Origin of the sequence: Pseudoalteromonas sp. PAB 2.2 (genome assembly GCF_001938575.1) — a bacterium.
GTDB classification, from domain to species: domain Bacteria; phylum Pseudomonadota; class Gammaproteobacteria; order Enterobacterales; family Alteromonadaceae; genus Pseudoalteromonas; species Pseudoalteromonas lipolytica.
This window is the reverse complement of sequence record NZ_LYPI01000008.1, coordinates 464541-482545: the sequence shown is the minus strand read 5'-3', so window position 1 is coordinate 482545 and position 18005 is coordinate 464541. Positions and strand designations below refer to the sequence as shown.

Annotated in this window: 11 protein-coding genes; 7 read left to right on the top strand and 4 right to left on the bottom strand. The window is 41.1% G+C overall.

Annotated elements, in window-relative coordinates; genetic code table 11:
* Window positions 1–88: 88 nt before the first annotated feature.
* Entirely contained in the window at window positions 89–331 is a 243-nt protein-coding gene (locus BWD47_RS06210; RefSeq protein WP_036968859.1) for a hypothetical protein, read from the bottom strand.
* A 243-nt stretch (window positions 332–574) separates the two neighbouring features.
* Between BWD47_RS06210 and BWD47_RS06205 the strand changes: the two genes are divergently transcribed.
* Window positions 575–1123 carry a TIGR00645 family protein gene (locus BWD47_RS06205; RefSeq protein WP_036968856.1) on the top strand — a complete coding sequence of 183 codons (549 nt, stop codon included), beginning with the start codon at window positions 575–577 and terminating at the stop codon, window positions 1121–1123.
* 49 nt (window positions 1124–1172) lie between these two features.
* Here BWD47_RS06205 and BWD47_RS06200 read toward each other — a convergent pair whose 3' ends face one another.
* Both BWD47_RS06200 and BWD47_RS06195 read right to left on the bottom strand, forming a co-directional pair.
* Complete coding sequence (locus BWD47_RS06200) at window positions 1173–2798, bottom strand: alpha-glucosidase family protein (protein ID WP_075593645.1); 1626 nt, start codon at window positions 2796–2798, stop codon at window positions 1173–1175.
* Window positions 2799–2950: 152 nt separating this feature from the next.
* On the bottom strand, window positions 2951–3232 hold the full coding sequence (locus BWD47_RS06195) for a hypothetical protein (RefSeq protein ID WP_075593644.1): 282 nt from the start codon (window positions 3230–3232) through the stop codon (window positions 2951–2953).
* Between the two features lie 244 nt (window positions 3233–3476).
* Between BWD47_RS06195 and BWD47_RS06190 the strand changes: the two genes are divergently transcribed.
* The 6 genes from BWD47_RS06190 to BWD47_RS06165 all read left to right on the top strand — a co-directional run bounded on the left by BWD47_RS06190 (window position 3477) and on the right by BWD47_RS06165 (window position 15573).
* Complete coding sequence (locus tag BWD47_RS06190) at window positions 3477–6266, top strand: TonB-dependent receptor (protein ID WP_075593643.1); 2790 nt, start codon at window positions 3477–3479, stop codon at window positions 6264–6266.
* A 105-nt stretch (window positions 6267–6371) separates the two neighbouring features.
* Window positions 6372–7868, top strand: a complete 1497-nt coding sequence (locus BWD47_RS06185) for a tryptophan halogenase family protein (RefSeq protein WP_075593642.1) — start codon at window positions 6372–6374, stop codon at window positions 7866–7868.
* A 2-nt stretch (window positions 7869–7870) separates the two neighbouring features.
* Window positions 7871–9721 carry an alpha-amylase family glycosyl hydrolase gene (locus BWD47_RS06180; RefSeq protein ID WP_075593641.1) on the top strand — a complete coding sequence of 617 codons (1851 nt, stop codon included), beginning with the start codon at window positions 7871–7873 and terminating at the stop codon, window positions 9719–9721.
* 94 nt (window positions 9722–9815) lie between these two features.
* Window positions 9816–11681, top strand: coding sequence for an alpha-amylase family glycosyl hydrolase (locus tag BWD47_RS06175; protein WP_075593640.1), 1866 nt, complete (start codon window positions 9816–9818; stop codon window positions 11679–11681).
* Window positions 11674–13158 (top strand): MFS transporter, encoded by a 1485-nt coding sequence (locus BWD47_RS06170; RefSeq protein ID WP_074988286.1) that lies wholly within the window; start codon window positions 11674–11676, stop codon window positions 13156–13158. Before BWD47_RS06175 ends, BWD47_RS06170 begins: the two co-directional genes overlap by 8 nt.
* Before the next feature lie 12 nt (window positions 13159–13170).
* On the top strand, window positions 13171–15573 hold the full coding sequence (locus tag BWD47_RS06165; RefSeq protein WP_075593639.1) for a glucan 1,4-alpha-glucosidase: 2403 nt from the start codon (window positions 13171–13173) through the stop codon (window positions 15571–15573).
* Window positions 15574–15700: 127 nt separating this feature from the next.
* Here the strand turns inward: BWD47_RS06165 and BWD47_RS06160 are convergent, their stop codons facing one another.
* Window positions 15701–17887, bottom strand: coding sequence for an OsmC domain/YcaO domain-containing protein (locus BWD47_RS06160; RefSeq protein WP_065979839.1), 2187 nt, complete (start codon window positions 17885–17887; stop codon window positions 15701–15703).
* Between the last annotated feature and the right edge of the window lie 118 nt (window positions 17888–18005).

Sequence of the window (18005 nt, the reverse complement as noted above, 5' to 3'; positions counted from 1 at the left end):
TGTTAAAGCGATAGAATAGCTGAACATAAAAAACCGGAGTGCACATCATTGTGTCAACTCCGGTTTTTTATTAGCTATCAACGATAAATTAGATTTGTACGTCTTTTACTTTCTTAAAGCCTTCAGCTTCAAGTTCATCGTTAACACATTTTAATACGTATGGTTTTAATTCTTCATTGCTGATATCGTCGTCCTTTGCCCAGTTTAAACACATTTCAGTGAATTCTTTGATCATTTCTGGTGACGCTTCAGGTGCTTCGTTAGCGATTGCGTATGACGCTGACACGCTTAATACAGGTGCCAAAATTAGTGCTAGCAATGCTTTGTTCATTTAATTATTCCTAATCAACATAATTAATAGTTACTGCCATCGAAAAGCGCAGTAATGGAACGCAAACTGTTATCCACTTTGCTTGAGTGAATTTATAAACTAAATATCTAAAAAAGATAACGAAATATTTTTATCGTTAAGATAAGCAAAAAATAATCATTTTTTTGTCTGTAGAAACTAGTCATTGGCATTGTAAACCACGTATTATCCACATAATTTTAAAAATAAAATGAGCGTGTAGTTATGTCAGAGTCAGTGTCGCAAACAAAACCTAAAAAAGTTCCATCAACACTAGAGCGAGTCGTAGAAACTTTTATTTTCCGCTCTCGTTGGTTGCTAGCCCCGTTTTTTATCGGTTTGTTAGTTGCGGTTGTGATTCTACTATTAAAGTTTTTTAAATACTTATACAGCATGGCCTTAAATACATTCACAGCGAGCAATCAGGAACTCTTGGTTGGTATTTTGACACTGGTTGATACCGCTTTATTAGCGGGATTATTATTAATCATTATTTTTAGTGGCTATGAAAATTTTGTTTCTAAACTCAATATAGATAACCATGAAGACAGACCCGTTTGGATGGGTAAAGTGGGCTTCTCTGGCCTAAAAATGAAATTAATAAGCGCTATTGTGGCTATATCGGCAGTAGAGCTTTTAAAGGTGTTTATAAGTTCGGCAAATCATTCAACGGATGAATTACTGTGGAAGGTTTTAATACATGTTACTTTTGTTGTTTCGGGCGTGCTATTCGCGCTGACAGATTATATTAATAGTAAAACAACAAATCATTAAGAAAAAAGGCCCTGCATAATGCAGGGCCTTCTCACAATACAACTGATGATTAACTCAGAGTTGCATAAAAACAACCAAACCCGGGCAGAGTAACTGTATTATCTGTTAATTCAGCAGTGTGATGTGATAGTTCATTGTGCTGCTGCGTTATTACATCAGTAGTTGTAAATTCAGCGCGTTGTGCACTTAGATTGAACACACATAGCATCTTAGTGCTGTTGAGGCTGCGATAAAATGCAAGTACTGGCTCATCAGTATTAATGAACTCGATGCTTCCTTCTAGCAGTACATCTTTCGCTTTACGCCAAGCCATAAACTCACGGTATGCATTTAGAATGGAGTTGTTGTCATCATCTTGTGCGCTTACAGCAACTGCTTTGTGCTGCTCACCCACAGGTAACCACGGCTTTGTTGTAGAAAACCCAGCTTGCTCTATATCACTTGCATCCCATGGCATAGGGGTGCGGCAACCATCTCGACCTTTAAAATTAGGCCAAAAAGTTATCCCGTATGGGTCTTGTAGGTCTTCAAATGCAACGTCTGCTTCGCCTAATCCAAGCTCTTCGCCTTGATACATGCATACACTACCGCGAAGCGATGCAAGAAGTGCTGTTAACATTTTGCATTGGTCAGGGTTGATGTTATCCCCTTTGCTCCAGCGACTCGCAACACGCTCAACATCGTGGTTGCTAAACGCCCAACATGGCCAGCCTTCTGTCATTCGTTCTTCAAGTGTACTTACTGTGTTACGAATATACTCAGCGCTGTAATCGTTTGTTAGTAATTCAAAGCTATATCCCATATGAAGCTTATCGCCACCCGATGTATATTCAGCCATTGTTGCTAGTGAGTCTTCAGATGAAATTTCACCAAGGGCTACTGTGCCAGGGTATTTATTTAATAACGCACGGATATCCTGCATAAAGCTTAAGTTTTCAGGTTGTGTATTATTGTAATAGTGGTACTGGAATGCATATGGATTGTCTTCGCTAAAACCTCGACCTTGACGTTTCTCAGGGGGTTTTGCGGGGTTGTCGCGTAATAATGCATCATGGTAGCAGAAGTTAATGGCATCTAAACGAAAGCCATCTACGCCTTTTTTCAGCCAAAACTCAACGTTATCAAGGACGGCTTTACGCACTTCAGGGTTATGGAAGTTTAGATCAGGCTGTTCAGCAAAAAAGTTATGTAAATAATATTGCCCTCTACGTGGCTCCCATTGCCATGCAGGACCACCAAAAATAGACAGCCAGTTATTTGGTTGAGTGCCGTCAGGTTTTGCGTCAGCCCACACGTACCAATCTGCTTTATCATTATTTTTATCTTCACGGCTATCGAGAAACCACTGGTGTTGATCTGAAGTGTGGCTCAATACCTGATCGATGATGATTTTAATATTGCGCTCATGCGCTTGGGCAATTAATTCGTCAAAATCGTCTAGGTTACCGAAAATAGGATCGATATCGCGGTAATCACTAATGTCGTATCCGAAGTCCTTCATGGGTGATTTAAAAAAAGGTGAAACCCAAATAGCATCCACACCCAAGCTTTTAATGTAATCAATGCGATCAATGATACCTTTGATATCACCAATGCCGTCGCCATTGGTGTCTTGGAAACTGCGCGGATAAACCTGATAAATAACCGCACCTTTATACCACTGCTTTTGAGCCATGTTTTTCTCCATCGTGACACTCAGTGTATGTAAACCCTAGGGCAACGCGTATTAATATGTTGCCAGAATGTCAAAAGCATACGTGAAGGGTGGGATGCTGTAAAAACTCTGCATACGTATGCACGGTAATTTCATCTGCCATCGTTGTAAAACTAAGGGATTGAGTCCACTTTTACAGCGATTATTTTTAAGAGTAAATTATTTACCAATTTTTGCCGTTGAGAGTGATACCAAACAACGCGCCTACGTGGTGCATAATTTAATTGGCTTTCACCATAAAGGTGCAAAATATTTTTGGTAAGACCAATTAACACTTTGCGTTCGTTTACCTTTTTTAAATGACATTCAACTTTTATATAAACTAGGTAGAGGCGTGCTCCATACGTATTTGTGCCAAATACAATACGACGTTGGATAAAAAATGTTTCATTCACATTTGACGTCTCTGTTTTATAAATAAACGATTAATAAACAATGCATTACAACATCCGCGTGTAAATTTGTTGTTAATTTTTGTTTGCATCGTCTAGTCTGAATACGTATGCATAAATTTGTTAAGAAAATAATCTGAGCGTTAATATTCGTGTTGACAACAAAATCAGTCAGCGATTAACAGCTATTGCTATCATGAATAACTGCAAGGCGTTGACATTACAATTTGGGTAATGGGAAAACATCATGTCTATGTTCAAACCAAGTATATTAACTCTGGCTTTAACAGCCGCAGGTTTAAATAGCTTTGTAGCGTATGCTGCAGAAGAAGACCAAAAAACAAAAAACGATAACGTTGAAGTTATCGAAGTAAAAGGTTTTCGTGGCAGTGTTGTAGAATCTATTAACACGAAACGCTTCACTCCTGAAGTTGTTGAGTCAATCTCAGCAGAAGATATCGGTAAATTACCTGATTCATCAATTGCAGAATCAATCGCACGCCTTCCTGGCCTTACAGCACAACGTCTAGATGGTCGTGCTAGTCGCGTAAGTGTGCGTGGTTTCAGTGAAAACGAAAGTGCAACAACATTTAACGGTCGTGAGCAAGTATCAATTGGCGATAACCGCGGTGTTGAGTTTGACCTTTACCCATCAGAAATAATGAGCGGCGTAACGGTATACAAAACACCAAGCGCAGGTATCGAAGCGGAAGGTATTGCTGGTGTAATCGACATGCAAACTGTTAAGCCTTTAAGTAAAGGCGAGCAAGTTATCATGTTTAATGGCCAATATGAGCAAACAGGTTTTGATAAATTAAACCCAGACGGTGACGATAAAGGTTTCCGTGGTACGGTTTCATACATTGATCAGTTTGCTGATGACACCATCGGTGTTGCATTTGCTTACAACACAATGAGCTCACCTAACCAAGAGAAACGCTGGAATTCATGGGGTTATCCAGAATTTACGGGTGAAGATGGTAACACTTATTCTATTTTAGGTGGGGCAAAGCCTTTCGTACGTTCATCAACGCTTGAGCGTGATTCAGCAATGCTCGTTATTGAAGCAGCACCGAATGACCGCCTTAATATGACATTTGATGCTCTTTACGTAGATTTTTCTGACGAGAAAATCCTTCGTGGTATTGAAGTACCATTCGCTTGGGGTCAAGGAACAATCGATCCTAGCTCTGCAGTTGTAGATGCAGATTCTGGTTTTATCACAAGTGCAGTAACAGAAGGCCAGCGTGTTGTTGTTCGTAACGACTATGAAGAGCGTAATGCAGAACTAACCCAGTTTGGTTTCAATACTAAATACGATATTAATGACGAATGGTCAGTTGAGTTTGATGCGAGTCGTTCAGAAGTTGAGCGTCAAATTTGGAGTATCGAGAGTTATTCAGGTACAGGCCGCGGTGATGCAAATGGTGTTGCTGATACGATTGGTTATGTTTTTGACGGTGGCAATACCGGAGCGCAGTTCTCACATAATCTTGATTACAGTGATTATGATCTAATTCAATTAGGTGGTCCTTTATCATGGGGTGCAAGCGCTGCATTGAATGACAAGTATGGTTTGACAGATACGCCATATCAGAATACAGCCCAAGATGGTTTTATCAATGCACCAGAAATCAACGATGAATTAAGCACACTAAAACTTGCTGCAAGCAAGGTGTTAGATAACGCGTATATCAGCCGTGTTTCATTTGGTATGTCTTACCGTGACCGTGAGAAGAGTAAAGTGTCTGAAGGTTACTTCATGACATTAAAAGACTTCTCTTTAGACAATCCAGGTATGTTATCAATTCCTGAACAGTATCGTTTAGGAAGTGCAAGCCTTGATTTTATCGGTATGGGTAACATGGTTGCTTACGATACGAACGGCTTAGTAAATGATGGTTATTATAACCTTTTACAAGAAAGTTTAACGGATCAAAAACACAAAACACAATCGTGGACAGTGCAAGAAGAAGTAACCGCCATTTTTGCGCAAGCTGACATTAATGCTGAACTTGGCTCTATTCCTGTAACAGGTAATATTGGTGCTCGTTATGTAAGAACCGAGCAATCTTCGCAAGGTTTTGCTGCAAACACGGTGGATGGACTCGTTGTTGTTACGCCAACAGACATCAGTCATGACTACAGTCATTTCTTACCAAGCTTAAACTTATCGTTTGCAATTGATGAAGAGCAAACAATACGCTTTGGTGCTGCGAAAACGATTTCTCGTGCGCGTTTAGATGAAATGAATGCATCAGTGAACGCATCTTACAGTCAACAGCCAGATGAAAATGGCAACTTTTGGAATGTGTCAGGTGGTAATCCTAAACTTGAGCCAAAAGAGGCAACAGGTTTTGATTTAAGTTACGAAAACTACTTCCATGAAGAAGGGTACTTTGCAGCAGCATTTTTCTACAAAGATATCACTCAGTGGATTTTTGATGGTACATATGAAATCGACATGAGTGGTGTGGCGGACCCATCTACAGGTGAAATCCCAGCTTCATCTACAGGTACAGGTTCTGGTAAAGTTAATGGTGGGTCAGGTGATCTTTGGGGTTATGAGCTTTCATTAACACTACCGTTCACTATGTTTAGTGATTCACTGGATGGTTTTGGTTTAATCGCAAGCCATACTGGTGTTGAGCAGGATATTACAGACCAAAATGGTAATGATTATGAGTTACCTGGATTATCGGACCAAATCGATAGCTTGACCGTGTACTTTGAACGTAATGGTTTCCAAGCGCGTACTAGCATGCGTAAACGTAGCGACTTTAAGGGCGATGTTTATGGTTTAGGCTTTGCAACAACGCAAGTTGATATCAAAGGCGAAACAATTTGGGATGCGCAAATCGGCTATGATTTTGCAGAAGCTGGTATCCAAGGTCTCGAAAACTTGAGTGTTACTTTCCAAGTGCAAAACATCACAGAAGAGCCGTTCACGTCTCTACAAGGTGATAACGCACTGCAAGTACGTGATTACCAAGACTACGGTCGTACATTCCTGTTAGGTTTCAGCTACAAGCTGTAATTAGCTTAAACAGCGATAGAAAATTGCCCTTGTGATTTGTTTTACAAGGGCTTTTTTATATCAGTGGGCTACACTCAATGAATTGAAATTGGTGTTAGGTGTACTATGGAAGCAAAAAAAATAACAAAAGTTGTGATTGCCGGTGGTGGAACTGCTGGGTGGATCACCGCCGCACTACTCAACAAAGTGCTTGGAAAATCACTTGATATTACTCTCGTTGAATCTGCCGAAATTGGCACTGTTGGCGTTGGTGAGGCAAGTATTCCTCCTATTTTGCATTTAAATGGGGCTCTTGGTATTTCAGAGAAAGAATTTATCAAGGCGACTGGTGCAACCATTAAACTGGGGATAGAGTTTGAAAACTGGCGTAGCCAAGGGCACAGTTATATGCACGCTTTTGGCGAAATAGGTAAGGACTTCCCGTTTTGCGCATTTTATCACTTTTGGTTGAAAGCAAACCAAACACAAAACGCCCCTGATTTTTGGGATTTCTCTCTCAACTACCAAGCTGCAAAAGCGCATAAATTTGCCCATCTCAAAAACATTCCTAATACTCAATTAGCGGGCTTACATTACGCGTATCATTTTGATGCGACACGCTATGGTGAATTTTTAAAAGAATTAGCCCAATCGCGGGGAGTTAATCGCATTGAAGGAAAAATAGAAACGATAAGTCAATGCGATCAAACAGGGTCTATCAATGCGTTAAAGCTAGAAGATGGTAGCCTGATTGAAGGGGACTTATTTATTGATTGCACCGGCCTGCGAGCATTACTTATAGAGCAAACGCTGAATACGGGGTTTGAAGATTGGTCGCACTGGTTACCGTGTGATAGCGCTGTAGCTGTCCAAAGTGAGTCTGCAAGCAACGCCATTCCCTATACCCGCTCTATCGCTAGAGAGTCAGGTTGGCAATGGCAAATTCCACTCCAACATCGTGTTGGTAATGGCTTGGTGTATTCAAGTCGATATCTATCAGATGAAAATGCAAAACAGCAGCTGCTAAACAACTTGCCAGCTAAGCCCTTAACTGAGCCACGAATTATTAAATTTAAAACGGGTCGACGCTTAAAGCAGTGGCATAAAAATGTAGTATCGATTGGCTTATCGAGTGGTTTTTTAGAGCCCTTAGAGTCAACCAGTATTCATTTAATTCAAAGTGCAGCTATCCGGTTGATTAAGTTTTTTCCACATCAAGGTATTACGCAAAACTTAGTGGATGAATTTAACAAACAAAGTAAAACAGAATTTGAGCGAATTCGTGACTTTATTATTCTCCACTACAAACTTACAGAGCGAGACGACAGTCCATTTTGGCGTCTTTGTAAGGGCATGGATATTCCAAGCAGCCTTGCTAAGAAAATAGCGCTATTTAAAACCAGCGGTAAGCTAGTGCGTGAAGACGATGAGTTATTTGCCGAAGTCGCGTGGCAACAAGTGTTGATAGGGCAAGGCCTGATTGCTGAAGATTATCATCCTTTAACAAATGCCTTAACAGATAATCAGCTTAATGAGCTATTTAGCAATTTAAAAACCTTGATTAATAGCACGGTTGAGCAGCTGCCCAGCCACAGTGAATTTTTAGAAAAAATACAAAATTAATTATGAAAAAGACACATACAATTTTTGCAGTAAGCACCGTATTAACGTTTTTAAATTCGACAGCGAGTTATGCAATCACTGCCTCACCAGAAAGCTGGTGGGTGGGCATGCAGAACGAATCGTTACAAGTTATGCTTCACGAGGGCAACATTGCGAAACAAACTTGGCAGATGTTGCCTTACAAAGGCGTTGAGTTTAAAGGGGTTACAACAACGAATAATGCTAACTACGCATTTCTGAATTTAAGCATCAGCGATAATGCAAAAGCAGGTGAACTTAGCTTTAAAGCGTCGGATGGAACGGTCTTTAAATATCGGTTAAATACCCGTAATAAAAACAGTGCAAAGCGCCCAGGATTTACAAATAAAGACACACTGTACTTAATAAATCCTGACCGATTTGTTAACGGTGATCCAACGAACGATAGTATTGCTTCAATGCAAGAGGCAGCAAACCCTGAGTTTAAGGGCGGGCGCCATGGCGGTGATATTCAAGGTGTGATTAATAGTCTTGAATACCTAGAAAATTTAGGCGTCACTCAACTTTGGCTAACACCTGTACTTGAAAATAATATGCCAAGTTACTCTTATCATGGGTATGCAATCACAGATTTTTACAAGGTCGACCCGCGTATGGGCAGTAATGAGCTCTATAAAACGCTATCAGTGAAAGCAAAAGAGCATGGTATCGGTTTAGTGATGGACATGGTTCTTAATCACTTTGGTTCATCGCACCAGTGGATGTCTGATATGCCAACAGCTGATTGGGTTAACTTTGATGGTCAGTTTGAAAAAGGTAAAAATGCCACAACGCATGCCCGTCAAACAATTCAAGACCCACATGCGAGCCAATACGATAAGCGCCAATTTAATGATGGTTGGTTTGTTGAGTCGATGCCTGATTTAAATCAGCGTCAACCGTTATTGTCGACTTACCTTATTCAAAATGCCATTTGGTGGATTGAATACGCTAACTTGAGCGGCATTCGCGTCGACACGTATTCATACTCAGATAAAGCGTTCTTAGCAGATTGGACTAAAGCGATTATGACCGAATACCCCAATTTTAATATTGTGGGTGAAGAGTGGACAAGTAATCCTGCAATTGCATCGTACTGGCAACGCGGAAAAATAAATCAAGATGGTTATACCTCAGACTTACCCAGTGTCATGGATTTTTCATTGCAAAAGGCGCTAATTAAAGCACTGAATGAACAAGAAAGCTGGAACACGGGCTGGGTCAGGGTATACCAATCACTTGCGAATGATTTTTTATATGCAGATACCGATAATATTTTAGTGTTTGCCGACAATCACGATATGAGCCGTGTCTATACAGAGCTGGGTCAAAATCTAGCTAAAACAAAATTGGCAATGACATTACTGTTGACTACACGCGGAATTCCACAAATTTATTACGGCACAGAGGTGCTATTAGATAATACCCCAAGTAACGACCATGGCGATATTCGAATTGATTTCCCAGGTGGTTTTAGAGCACATACAGTCAATGCCTTTACCGGTGAAGGACTCTCTAAAGACCAAAAAGACATGTTAAGCACAATGCAAACATTACTGAAGCTGCGCAAAGAAAAGCCCGCGCTTAGTGAAGGGAGTTTAATGCATTTTTCACCTAAGCAAGGTGTTTACAGCTATGTGCGCGAGCACAATGGTGAAAAAGTTGTGGTGTTATTGAATAAAAACCAACATGACCTTGAGTGGGATGTCAGTTATATGCAAGAAGTACTTAAAAACACTCAAACGGGGGTCGACTTAATGAGCAACGAATCTGTTACTTTAACTGTGCCTATTCGCTTAAAAGCCATGCAAGCACGCTTAATTGAACTTGAATAATTGTGAGTTTTAGGGTGAATACGTATGCATTTACTGTCCGTGAGTAGCCCTTAACATTAGTATTAACTGATATTTACAGAATAATGAAGTAGTGATGACAACATATAAATTAACTGCATTAGTCGTGGCTTCTATTTTAGGTTTAGCAGCCTGTGGTAATGAAGCAACAACACAACAGCACACACAAAAACAGCAAACACATGCAACAGTGTCGAAGCCCGTCGTATATCAGGTGTTTACCCGCTTATTTGGTAATACCAACACCACAAATAAACCATGGGGGACGCTTGAAGAAAATGGAGTGGGTAAATTTGCTGATTTTGATGACGCAGCATTAAAGGGAATAAAAGAGCTTGGTACTACCCACATTTGGTACACTGGCGTACCACGTCATGCGTTAGTGACTGACTATACACACTATGGCTTATCGCAAGATGATCCTGACGTTGTAAAAGGCCGAGCAGGTTCACCTTATGCTGTTAAAGACTATTATGATGTAAACCCTGACTTAGCGATAAACCCTGAACGTCGGCTAGAAGAGTTTGTAGAGCTTATCGAACGTACGCATCAACATGGCATGAAAGTCATCATCGATATTGTGCCTAATCATGTGGCGCGTAATTATGACTCAGTAGCAAAACCAAAAGGAATTAAAGACTTTGGTGCTGAAGACGATACAACACAAGCTTACGTACGTGATAACAACTTTTACTATGTCACAGGTCAATCATTCCAAGTACCTACAAGTGAAGATTACCAAGTTTTAGGTGGGCAGCCACACCCACTTGCTGATAATCACTTTGATGAAACGCCCGCTAAATGGACAGGTAATGGAGCTCGCGAAGCAAAACCAGATATTAATGATTGGTACGAAACAGTAAAAATTAACTACGGTGTTAAGCCTGACGGCAGTTATGATTTTCCAACGTTGCCAGCTGATTATGCGAGTAAAGACTACCGCGCTCACTATGCATTCTGGCAAGACAAAGACTTACCAAACAGCTGGTATAAATTCCGTGATATCGCGCTTTACTGGTTAGATAAAGGCGTGGATGGTTTTCGCTATGATATGGCCGAAATGGTGCCAGTGGAGTTTTGGAGTTTTTTAAATTCATCTATCAAAATGCAAAAAGCGGATGCGTTTATTTTAGCTGAAGTATACAACCCAAGCCTTTATCGTCCTTATATTCAGCAAGGCAAGATGGACTACCTTTACGACAAAGTTGGTTTTTACGATACCGTTAAAGCTGTTATGCAAGGTAAGCAACCTGCCACTAGTATTTTTGATATCCAAAGCGAAGTGGCCGATATTGAAGAGCACATGCTGCACTTTTTAGAAAACCATGATGAGCAACGTATTGCTAGTCCTGATTTTGCGGGTAGCAGCGAAAAAGGGAAGCCAGCTATGGTGGTATCAACACTGATGACTCGCTCGCCGACATTACTGTATTTTGGCCAAGCAGTGGGTGAAGATGGCTCTGAAGACGCTGGATTTGGCGACCCAACCCGTACCAGTATTTTTGATTACGTGGGTGTGCCAGCGCATCAAGCATGGATGAATGATGGAAAGTTTGATGGTGGGGCATTAACGAAAGAACAAGCAGAACTGCGGGCCTATTACACAAAACTAATGTCACTTAATACGTTACCTGCCATTGTGGGCGGTGACATGCAAGCAGTTGAGCTAACTGGTTCAGAGCAAGTAATAGCCTTTACCCGCAAGCTAGGTCAGCAATTGGTGTTGGTAGTGAGTAACTTCTCACAAGCGTCTCAAACTGTGTCATTTACACTTAATGCAACGCAACTCCCCACGCTTAATCACACGTCACTTACCCTTACCGATAACTTAGAAAGTCATGCCGACATTGTTATTTCTGACCTAACAAAACAGGCGCCCATTCAATTAAAACTGAACGGCTTAAGCAGCGCAGTATATACCCTAAAGGCTGATTATGAATAATAACAAACCAACGCTAAGCTTCTGGCAAATATGGAACATGTGTTTTGGGTTCCTCGGTATCCAATTTGGTTTTGCATTACAAAATGGTAATGTGAGCCGCATTTTTCAAACCCTTGGCGCGAATGTTGATGACATCCCTATTTTGTGGGTTGCCGCACCGCTAACAGGCTTAATTGTTCAACCTATTATTGGCTACTGGAGCGACAAAACATGGAATAAACTAGGCCGTCGTCGTCCATTCTTTTTCTACGGTGCAATTTTAACAACGTTATCGTTATTTATTATGCCAAATTCGCCCAGCCTGTGGATTGCTGCGGGGATGCTATGGATTATGGATGCCTCTATTAATGTCACTATGGAGCCTTTCCGTGCGCTGGTAAGCGACAACCTACCTAAGAAGCAACGTGCAACTGGTTATGCCATGCAAAGCTTTTTTATAGGGATTGGTGCGGTTGTTGCCTCTGCTTTACCGTGGATGATGACAAACTGGTTTGATATTGCTAACACTGCACCTGCGGGTCAAATTCCTGATTCGGTAAAGTTTTCATTTTACTTTGGTGCAGTTGTACTTCTTGTTGCCGTTTTTTGGACCATATTTACCACCAAAGAATATTCACCAGAACAGCTTGAAAGCTTTAATGAACATGAACACAGCGACGCACAGAACGCCACTCACAGTAATGTAAACTTTAATAAAGGTGCGGTTATTTTTACTGTGCTTGGTATCGTGGTGCTGGGCATTGTTACGGGGTTATCACTTGAAAAAGAGCTTTATTTATTAGCGGGTGGTTTAATTAGTTTTGGTGTTATTCAATTCATTGCGGGAGCGTTAAAAGCTAAAAATGCAACCTCGGGTGGCTTTTATCAAGTAGTAAATGATGTATTCACAATGCCTGAGGCAATGAAGCAACTGGCTTTAGTGCAATTTTTTAGCTGGTTTTCACTGTTTGCTATGTGGATTTATACAACCTCAGCGGTAACCAGTTTTCATTACGGCAGTAGTGACACAGGCTCACTGGCTTATAACAACGGAGCCGATTGGGTTGGGGTTTTGTTTGCAGCGTACAACGGGTTTGCAGCCATTGCAGCATTATGTATCCCGGTCATCGTTAAGAAGTGTGGTTTAAAACTGGCGCATGCAATCAATCTAGTGCTGGGTGCCTTGGGACTTGCCAGCTTTATCTTTATTAAAGACCCCAGTCTACTTATTTGGCCCATGATAGGAGTAGGCTTTGCATGGGCATCTATTTTATCACTGCCGTATGCCATGTTAAGCACCTCTGTACCCACTAAAAAAATGGGGGTATACATGGGGATTTTCAACTTTTTTATCGTTATCCCACAGTTACTTGCGGCGAGTGTTTTAGGCTTGATTTTACGCCACTTCTTCGATAACCAACCCATTTATGCGTTAGTGCTAGGTGCTGTGTCGCTCGTACTGGCAGCGTTCGCTGTACTTCGCGTTAAGCAACAATAATAAGGACACACAATGAAAAAAATTAATCTTATTACGGCAAGTTTTATTGCTTTAGGTTTAACGGCTTGTAGCTCTGAGCAATCTGTATCAACAACAGCGTTAACGCAGATTTCAGCCCCAGGCGCGCCCGGTGTTGAGCCATTTTGGGCTTATTCAGGTAAAACAGGTATTGGCACATCCTATGAGCAATATAAAGCGGGTCATTATGATGATTCAGCTGCGACTGGTAAAGTGTCAAAAGTGTGGTTTTCAATTGCCAAAGGCATGATCACTGAAACCATGTTTGGTCTTATTCACCAAGCACAAATTAAAGATATGCAATTTGTTGTAGTAGGCAAAGATTTTACTGTGACAGAAAATGACGATCTTGATGTCAGCATTGATTATCTATACAAAGATGAAGCAGGTCGGCCACTTTCACTTGCCTATAAAGTGGTAAGCAAAGATAAGCAAGGTCGTTTCTCTTTAGAAAAGCATATTTTCACTGATCCAAACGGTCAAACTCTGTTTGTACGCAGCGTATTTAATACCGATTTAGAAGGCGTTAAAGCCTATGTGAATGTGAACCCTTATATTGATAATAACGGCCTAGACGATTTTGCTAAAGTAACTGATAAAGGCTTAGTTGCATGGCAAGACGATAATTTCTTATCACTGCAAGCTAGTCAGCCATTCAAGCAGGCAACGGTTGGTTTTACGGGGATAAGCGATGGTTTAAAAGAACTTAAAAAGTCGCAATCACTTGGCACAACGTACCAAAATACCGGTGAGCAATCGGGTAACGTTAGTTTACTTGCTGAACTGGGTGATATTTCAACTAATACAACATTCGATTTAGCACTAAGTTTTGGTCAATCAGAAGCTGCGAGCTTAAAAGAAGGTCAAGCAAGCTTAAGTCAAGGTTATCAAAAGTTACTAGATGCCTATAACGGTAAAGGTGATGCAATTGGTTGGCAAGACTACTTAGCAAGCCTTGAGCCCCTTAGCACATTAACTAGCAGTACCGCTGATAATGGCAAACTACTTTATACCAGTGCCATGGTATTAAAGGCGCAAGAAGATAAAACGCATGCGGGGGCACTAATTGCGTCGTTATCAAACCCATGGGGTGAAACGGTCTCAGCTAAAACAGGTTCTACAGGCTATAAAGCAGTCTGGGTACGTGACTTTTATCAGGTGGCTATGGCATTTATGGCCATGGGCGATACTAAAACAGCTAAGACAGCCTTTGAATATTTAGAAAAAGTACAAGTTACCGCTCGTACTCCTGGTAACGGGGGAGACACTGGTTGGTTTTTACAAAAAACACACGTTGATGGTGAACTTGAATGGGTTGGTGTGCAACTTGACCAAACGGCTATGCCAATTATGCTTGCATGGAAACTTCATCAAGCCGACGTACTTAGCGACCAAGAGTTAACACAGTGGTATGGCAAAATGCTCAAACCAGCGGCTGACTTTTTGGTAGATGGTGGCCTTGCAAAGATTCTGTGGAATGATACACAAATCACCCCACCCGCAACGCAGCAAGAGCGCTGGGAAGAACAAAACGGTTACTCTCCTTCTACGACTGCTGCTGTTGTAGCGGGCCTAGTTACTGCTGCTGATATTGCCAGAAAAGCAGGTGATACTAAAAACGCAGTGCGTTACTTAGAAACCGCTAAGCAATACAATAGTGAAATCGAAAGCACCATGTTTACCACGCAAGGTAACCTAAAATCAGACAATGCCGATGGAGAATATTTCATTCGCATTGGCCAAGATAAAGATCCAAACTCATCGACCACGCTTAATGCGAATAATGGTCGTGATGGCTTCGACAAAAAGCAAATTCTGGACGGAGGATTTTTAGAGCTGGTTCGCTACGGTGTTCGTGATGCGCTTGCACCAAGCATTGTAAAAACGCTTCCAGAATATGATGACGAAAGCTTAATTGATAACCTACAAGTGCGCTATACCTTTAACTTTGCTGATGGCTCAGGGTCATTCCCAGGCTACCGTCGTTATGGTAATGATGGTTACGGCGAAGACGAAGTTACGGGCAATAACTACGCAGAAGGGGGGAATAATACCCCAGGTCAGCGTGGGCGAGTATGGCCGTTTTTCACGGGTGAACGCGGTCACTATGAAATTGCCGCAGCAAATGCCAGCAATAGCTTAAATGCGATGAAACAAAACACGATCAAAAACACGTATGTAAAAGGCATGGAAGCATTTGCTAATGAAGGCATGATGCTACCTGAGCAAGTGTGGGATGGTGTTGGTAACAATAAAGCTGGCTATGTGTTAGGCGAGGGGACGAACTCAGCGACACCACTTGCGTGGACGCATGCAGAGTACATTAAATTACTTCGCTCTTTAAGCGATAAACATGTGTGGGATCATTACCCTGTTGTCGAAGATGCTTTGAAGTAAATTGAGCATTTAAATATTAAAATTAAACCGCTGAGCTTTAACCCTCAGCGGTTTTTTTATTTATCAGTTCAGCAAAATGATTGTGTCTGATTGTGTCTGATTGTGTCTGATTGTGTCTGATTGTGCCTTATAAACCTGCTTTTTTTGCTCGCGCTGCGTGCAACTTTTTGTAGCTGTCGATTAAACGCTGATGTCTGTCTAAGCCTTCAAGTTTCATACTTGTTTCGGTTAAACCATAAAACATAACATCCCCATTAATCGAGCCAACCACGGCGTCCATGGTTTCTTGACCAAACATACGCGTAAAGTTGTGAATGTAATCTTCAATTTCTAGGTCATCGCTAAGCGCAACTTCCAGTGTTGCATGCATCGCTTGATAAAATAGACCTCGTTCAACAAGGGTATTGTCGTTGTATTGTAAAAAGGCTTCAACTAGCTCCATAGCGGCTTCTAAATCACCCAATGCTAGGTAAATTAATAACTTAAGCTCAAGAATTGTTAATTGACCCCATACCGTATTTTCGTCAAATTCGATACCGATTAGCGTAATGATATCGATATAGTTATCTAACTCACTTTCTTCTAATCGCTCAACTAAATCAGCCAGTTGATCTTCAGTTAGACGGTGCAGATTTAAAATATCTTCACGGAAATTTAGGGCTTTATTAGTGTTATCCCAAATCAAATCTTCGACTGGGTAAACTTCAGAATAATCAGGGACTAATATACGACACGCAGTACCAAGATCTGAGAACTCTGCAATGTAGGCTTCTTTACCTAAGCGTTCTAAAATACCGAATAAGCTTGCGGTTTCTTCTTCGTTTGTGCCTGAGAAATCCCACTCCACAAACTCAAAATCATGCTTCGCACTAAAGAAGCGCCATGAAATAACCCCTGTTGAGTCAATAAAGTGCTCAACAAAATTTTCTGGCTCCGACACGGCCATGCTATTAAAGGTCGGTTTAGGAACATCGTTTAAGCCCTCAAAGCTTCTACCTTGTAACAGCTCTGTAAGGCTGCGCTCTAATGCGACTTCAAAACTTGGGTGCGCGCCAAACGAGGCAAATACACCGCCTGTTTTTGGGTTCATTAGCGTGACACACATAACCGGAAATTGACCACCCAGTGATGCGTCTTTAACAACAACAGGAAAGCCTTGTTCTTCAAGGCCTTTAATGCCAGCAACAATGCTTGGGTATTTATTTAAGACTGCGTCAGGTACATCTGGAAGAGCAATTTCTTGCTCAATTATTTGGCGTTTAACGGCCCGTTCAAAAATCTCTGACAAACACTGTACTTTTGCTTCTGCAAAGTTATTACCCGCGCTCATACCATTGCTTAAGAATAAATTTTCAATCAAGTTTGATGGAAAATAAACGGTTTCACCATCTGAATGGCGCACATAAGGAATAGAGCAAATTCCGCGCGCTGTGTTACCTGAATTAGTATCAATTAGGTGAGAGCCACATAATTCGCCATCGGGGTTATAAATGTCGCGCGTGTAGTCGTCTAATATACCTTCAGGCAGGGAGTCATCGTCGGTTAGGCTGAACCATTTTTCATTTGGGTAATGAACAAATGCACTGTTTGCTATTTCTTCACCTAAAAATTGATCATTATAGAAGAAGTTACAATTTAAACGTTCTATAAACTCACCAAGCGCAGAGCACAGTGCGCTTTCTTTGGTTGCGCCTTTACCATTGGTAAAACACATAGGCGATGCGGCGTCACGAATATGCAACGACCATACATTTGGCACAATATTGCGCCAAGATGAAATTTCTATTTTCATCCCTAAGTCTTCGAGTATCGCGGTCATATTCGCGATGGTTTCTTCAAGCGGTAAGTCTTTGCCTAAAATAAAGGTATTATGATCTTCATCAGGTTTTGCCATTAACATTGCTTGCGCATCGGCTTCAATGTTTTCTACGGTATCAATTTTAAATTCAGGGCCTGTCTGAATAACACGTTTTACTGTACAACGCTCTACTGAGCGCAAAATACCCGTGCGATCTTTTTCGGATAGGTGCTCTGGTAATTCGACTTGAATTTGAAATATTTGATTGTAACGATCCTCAGGATCAACAATATTATTTTGTGCAACACGAATACCATCCGTCGAGATATCACGAGAGTTACAATACACTTTAATAAAATAAGCGGCGCACAGTGCAGAAGACGCTAAGAAATAGTCAAAAGGACTTGGTGCTGAACCATCGCCTTTATAGCGTATAGGTTGATCTGCGATGACAGAGAAGTCATCAAACTTGGCTTCAAGTCTGAGGTTGTCGAGAAAATTAACTTTAATTTCCATTAAAAAATTCCACCTTAGTGCGCTTAGCTACTACAAACTTTAAAAGCTTGCTAATAGCGTTTTCATCATAATAGGTGTAATTATCTGCTTTTTCGCGGTAATAGTCTTGGGTAAATCG

Excerpts from the sequence above, each read along its gene's own strand:
- BWD47_RS06210 (WP_036968859.1), bottom strand. The coding sequence starts at position 331 with ATGAACAAAGCATTGCTAGCACTAATTTTGGCACCTGTATTAAGCGTG.
- BWD47_RS06205 (WP_036968856.1), top strand. The coding sequence starts at position 575 with ATGTCAGAGTCAGTGTCGCAAACAAAACCTAAAAAAGTTCCATCAACA.
- BWD47_RS06200 (WP_075593645.1), bottom strand. The coding sequence starts at position 2,798 with ATGGCTCAAAAGCAGTGGTATAAAGGTGCGGTTATTTATCAGGTTTAT.
- BWD47_RS06190 (WP_075593643.1), top strand. The coding sequence starts at position 3,477 with ATGTCTATGTTCAAACCAAGTATATTAACTCTGGCTTTAACAGCCGCA.
- BWD47_RS06185 (WP_075593642.1), top strand. The coding sequence starts at position 6,372 with ATGGAAGCAAAAAAAATAACAAAAGTTGTGATTGCCGGTGGTGGAACT.
- BWD47_RS06180 (WP_075593641.1), top strand. The coding sequence starts at position 7,871 with ATGAAAAAGACACATACAATTTTTGCAGTAAGCACCGTATTAACGTTT.
- BWD47_RS06175 (WP_075593640.1), top strand. The coding sequence starts at position 9,816 with ATGACAACATATAAATTAACTGCATTAGTCGTGGCTTCTATTTTAGGT.
- BWD47_RS06170 (WP_074988286.1), top strand. The coding sequence starts at position 11,674 with ATGAATAATAACAAACCAACGCTAAGCTTCTGGCAAATATGGAACATG.
- BWD47_RS06165 (WP_075593639.1), top strand. The coding sequence starts at position 13,171 with ATGAAAAAAATTAATCTTATTACGGCAAGTTTTATTGCTTTAGGTTTA.
- BWD47_RS06160 (WP_065979839.1), bottom strand. The coding sequence starts at position 17,887 with ATGGAAATTAAAGTTAATTTTCTCGACAACCTCAGACTTGAAGCCAAG.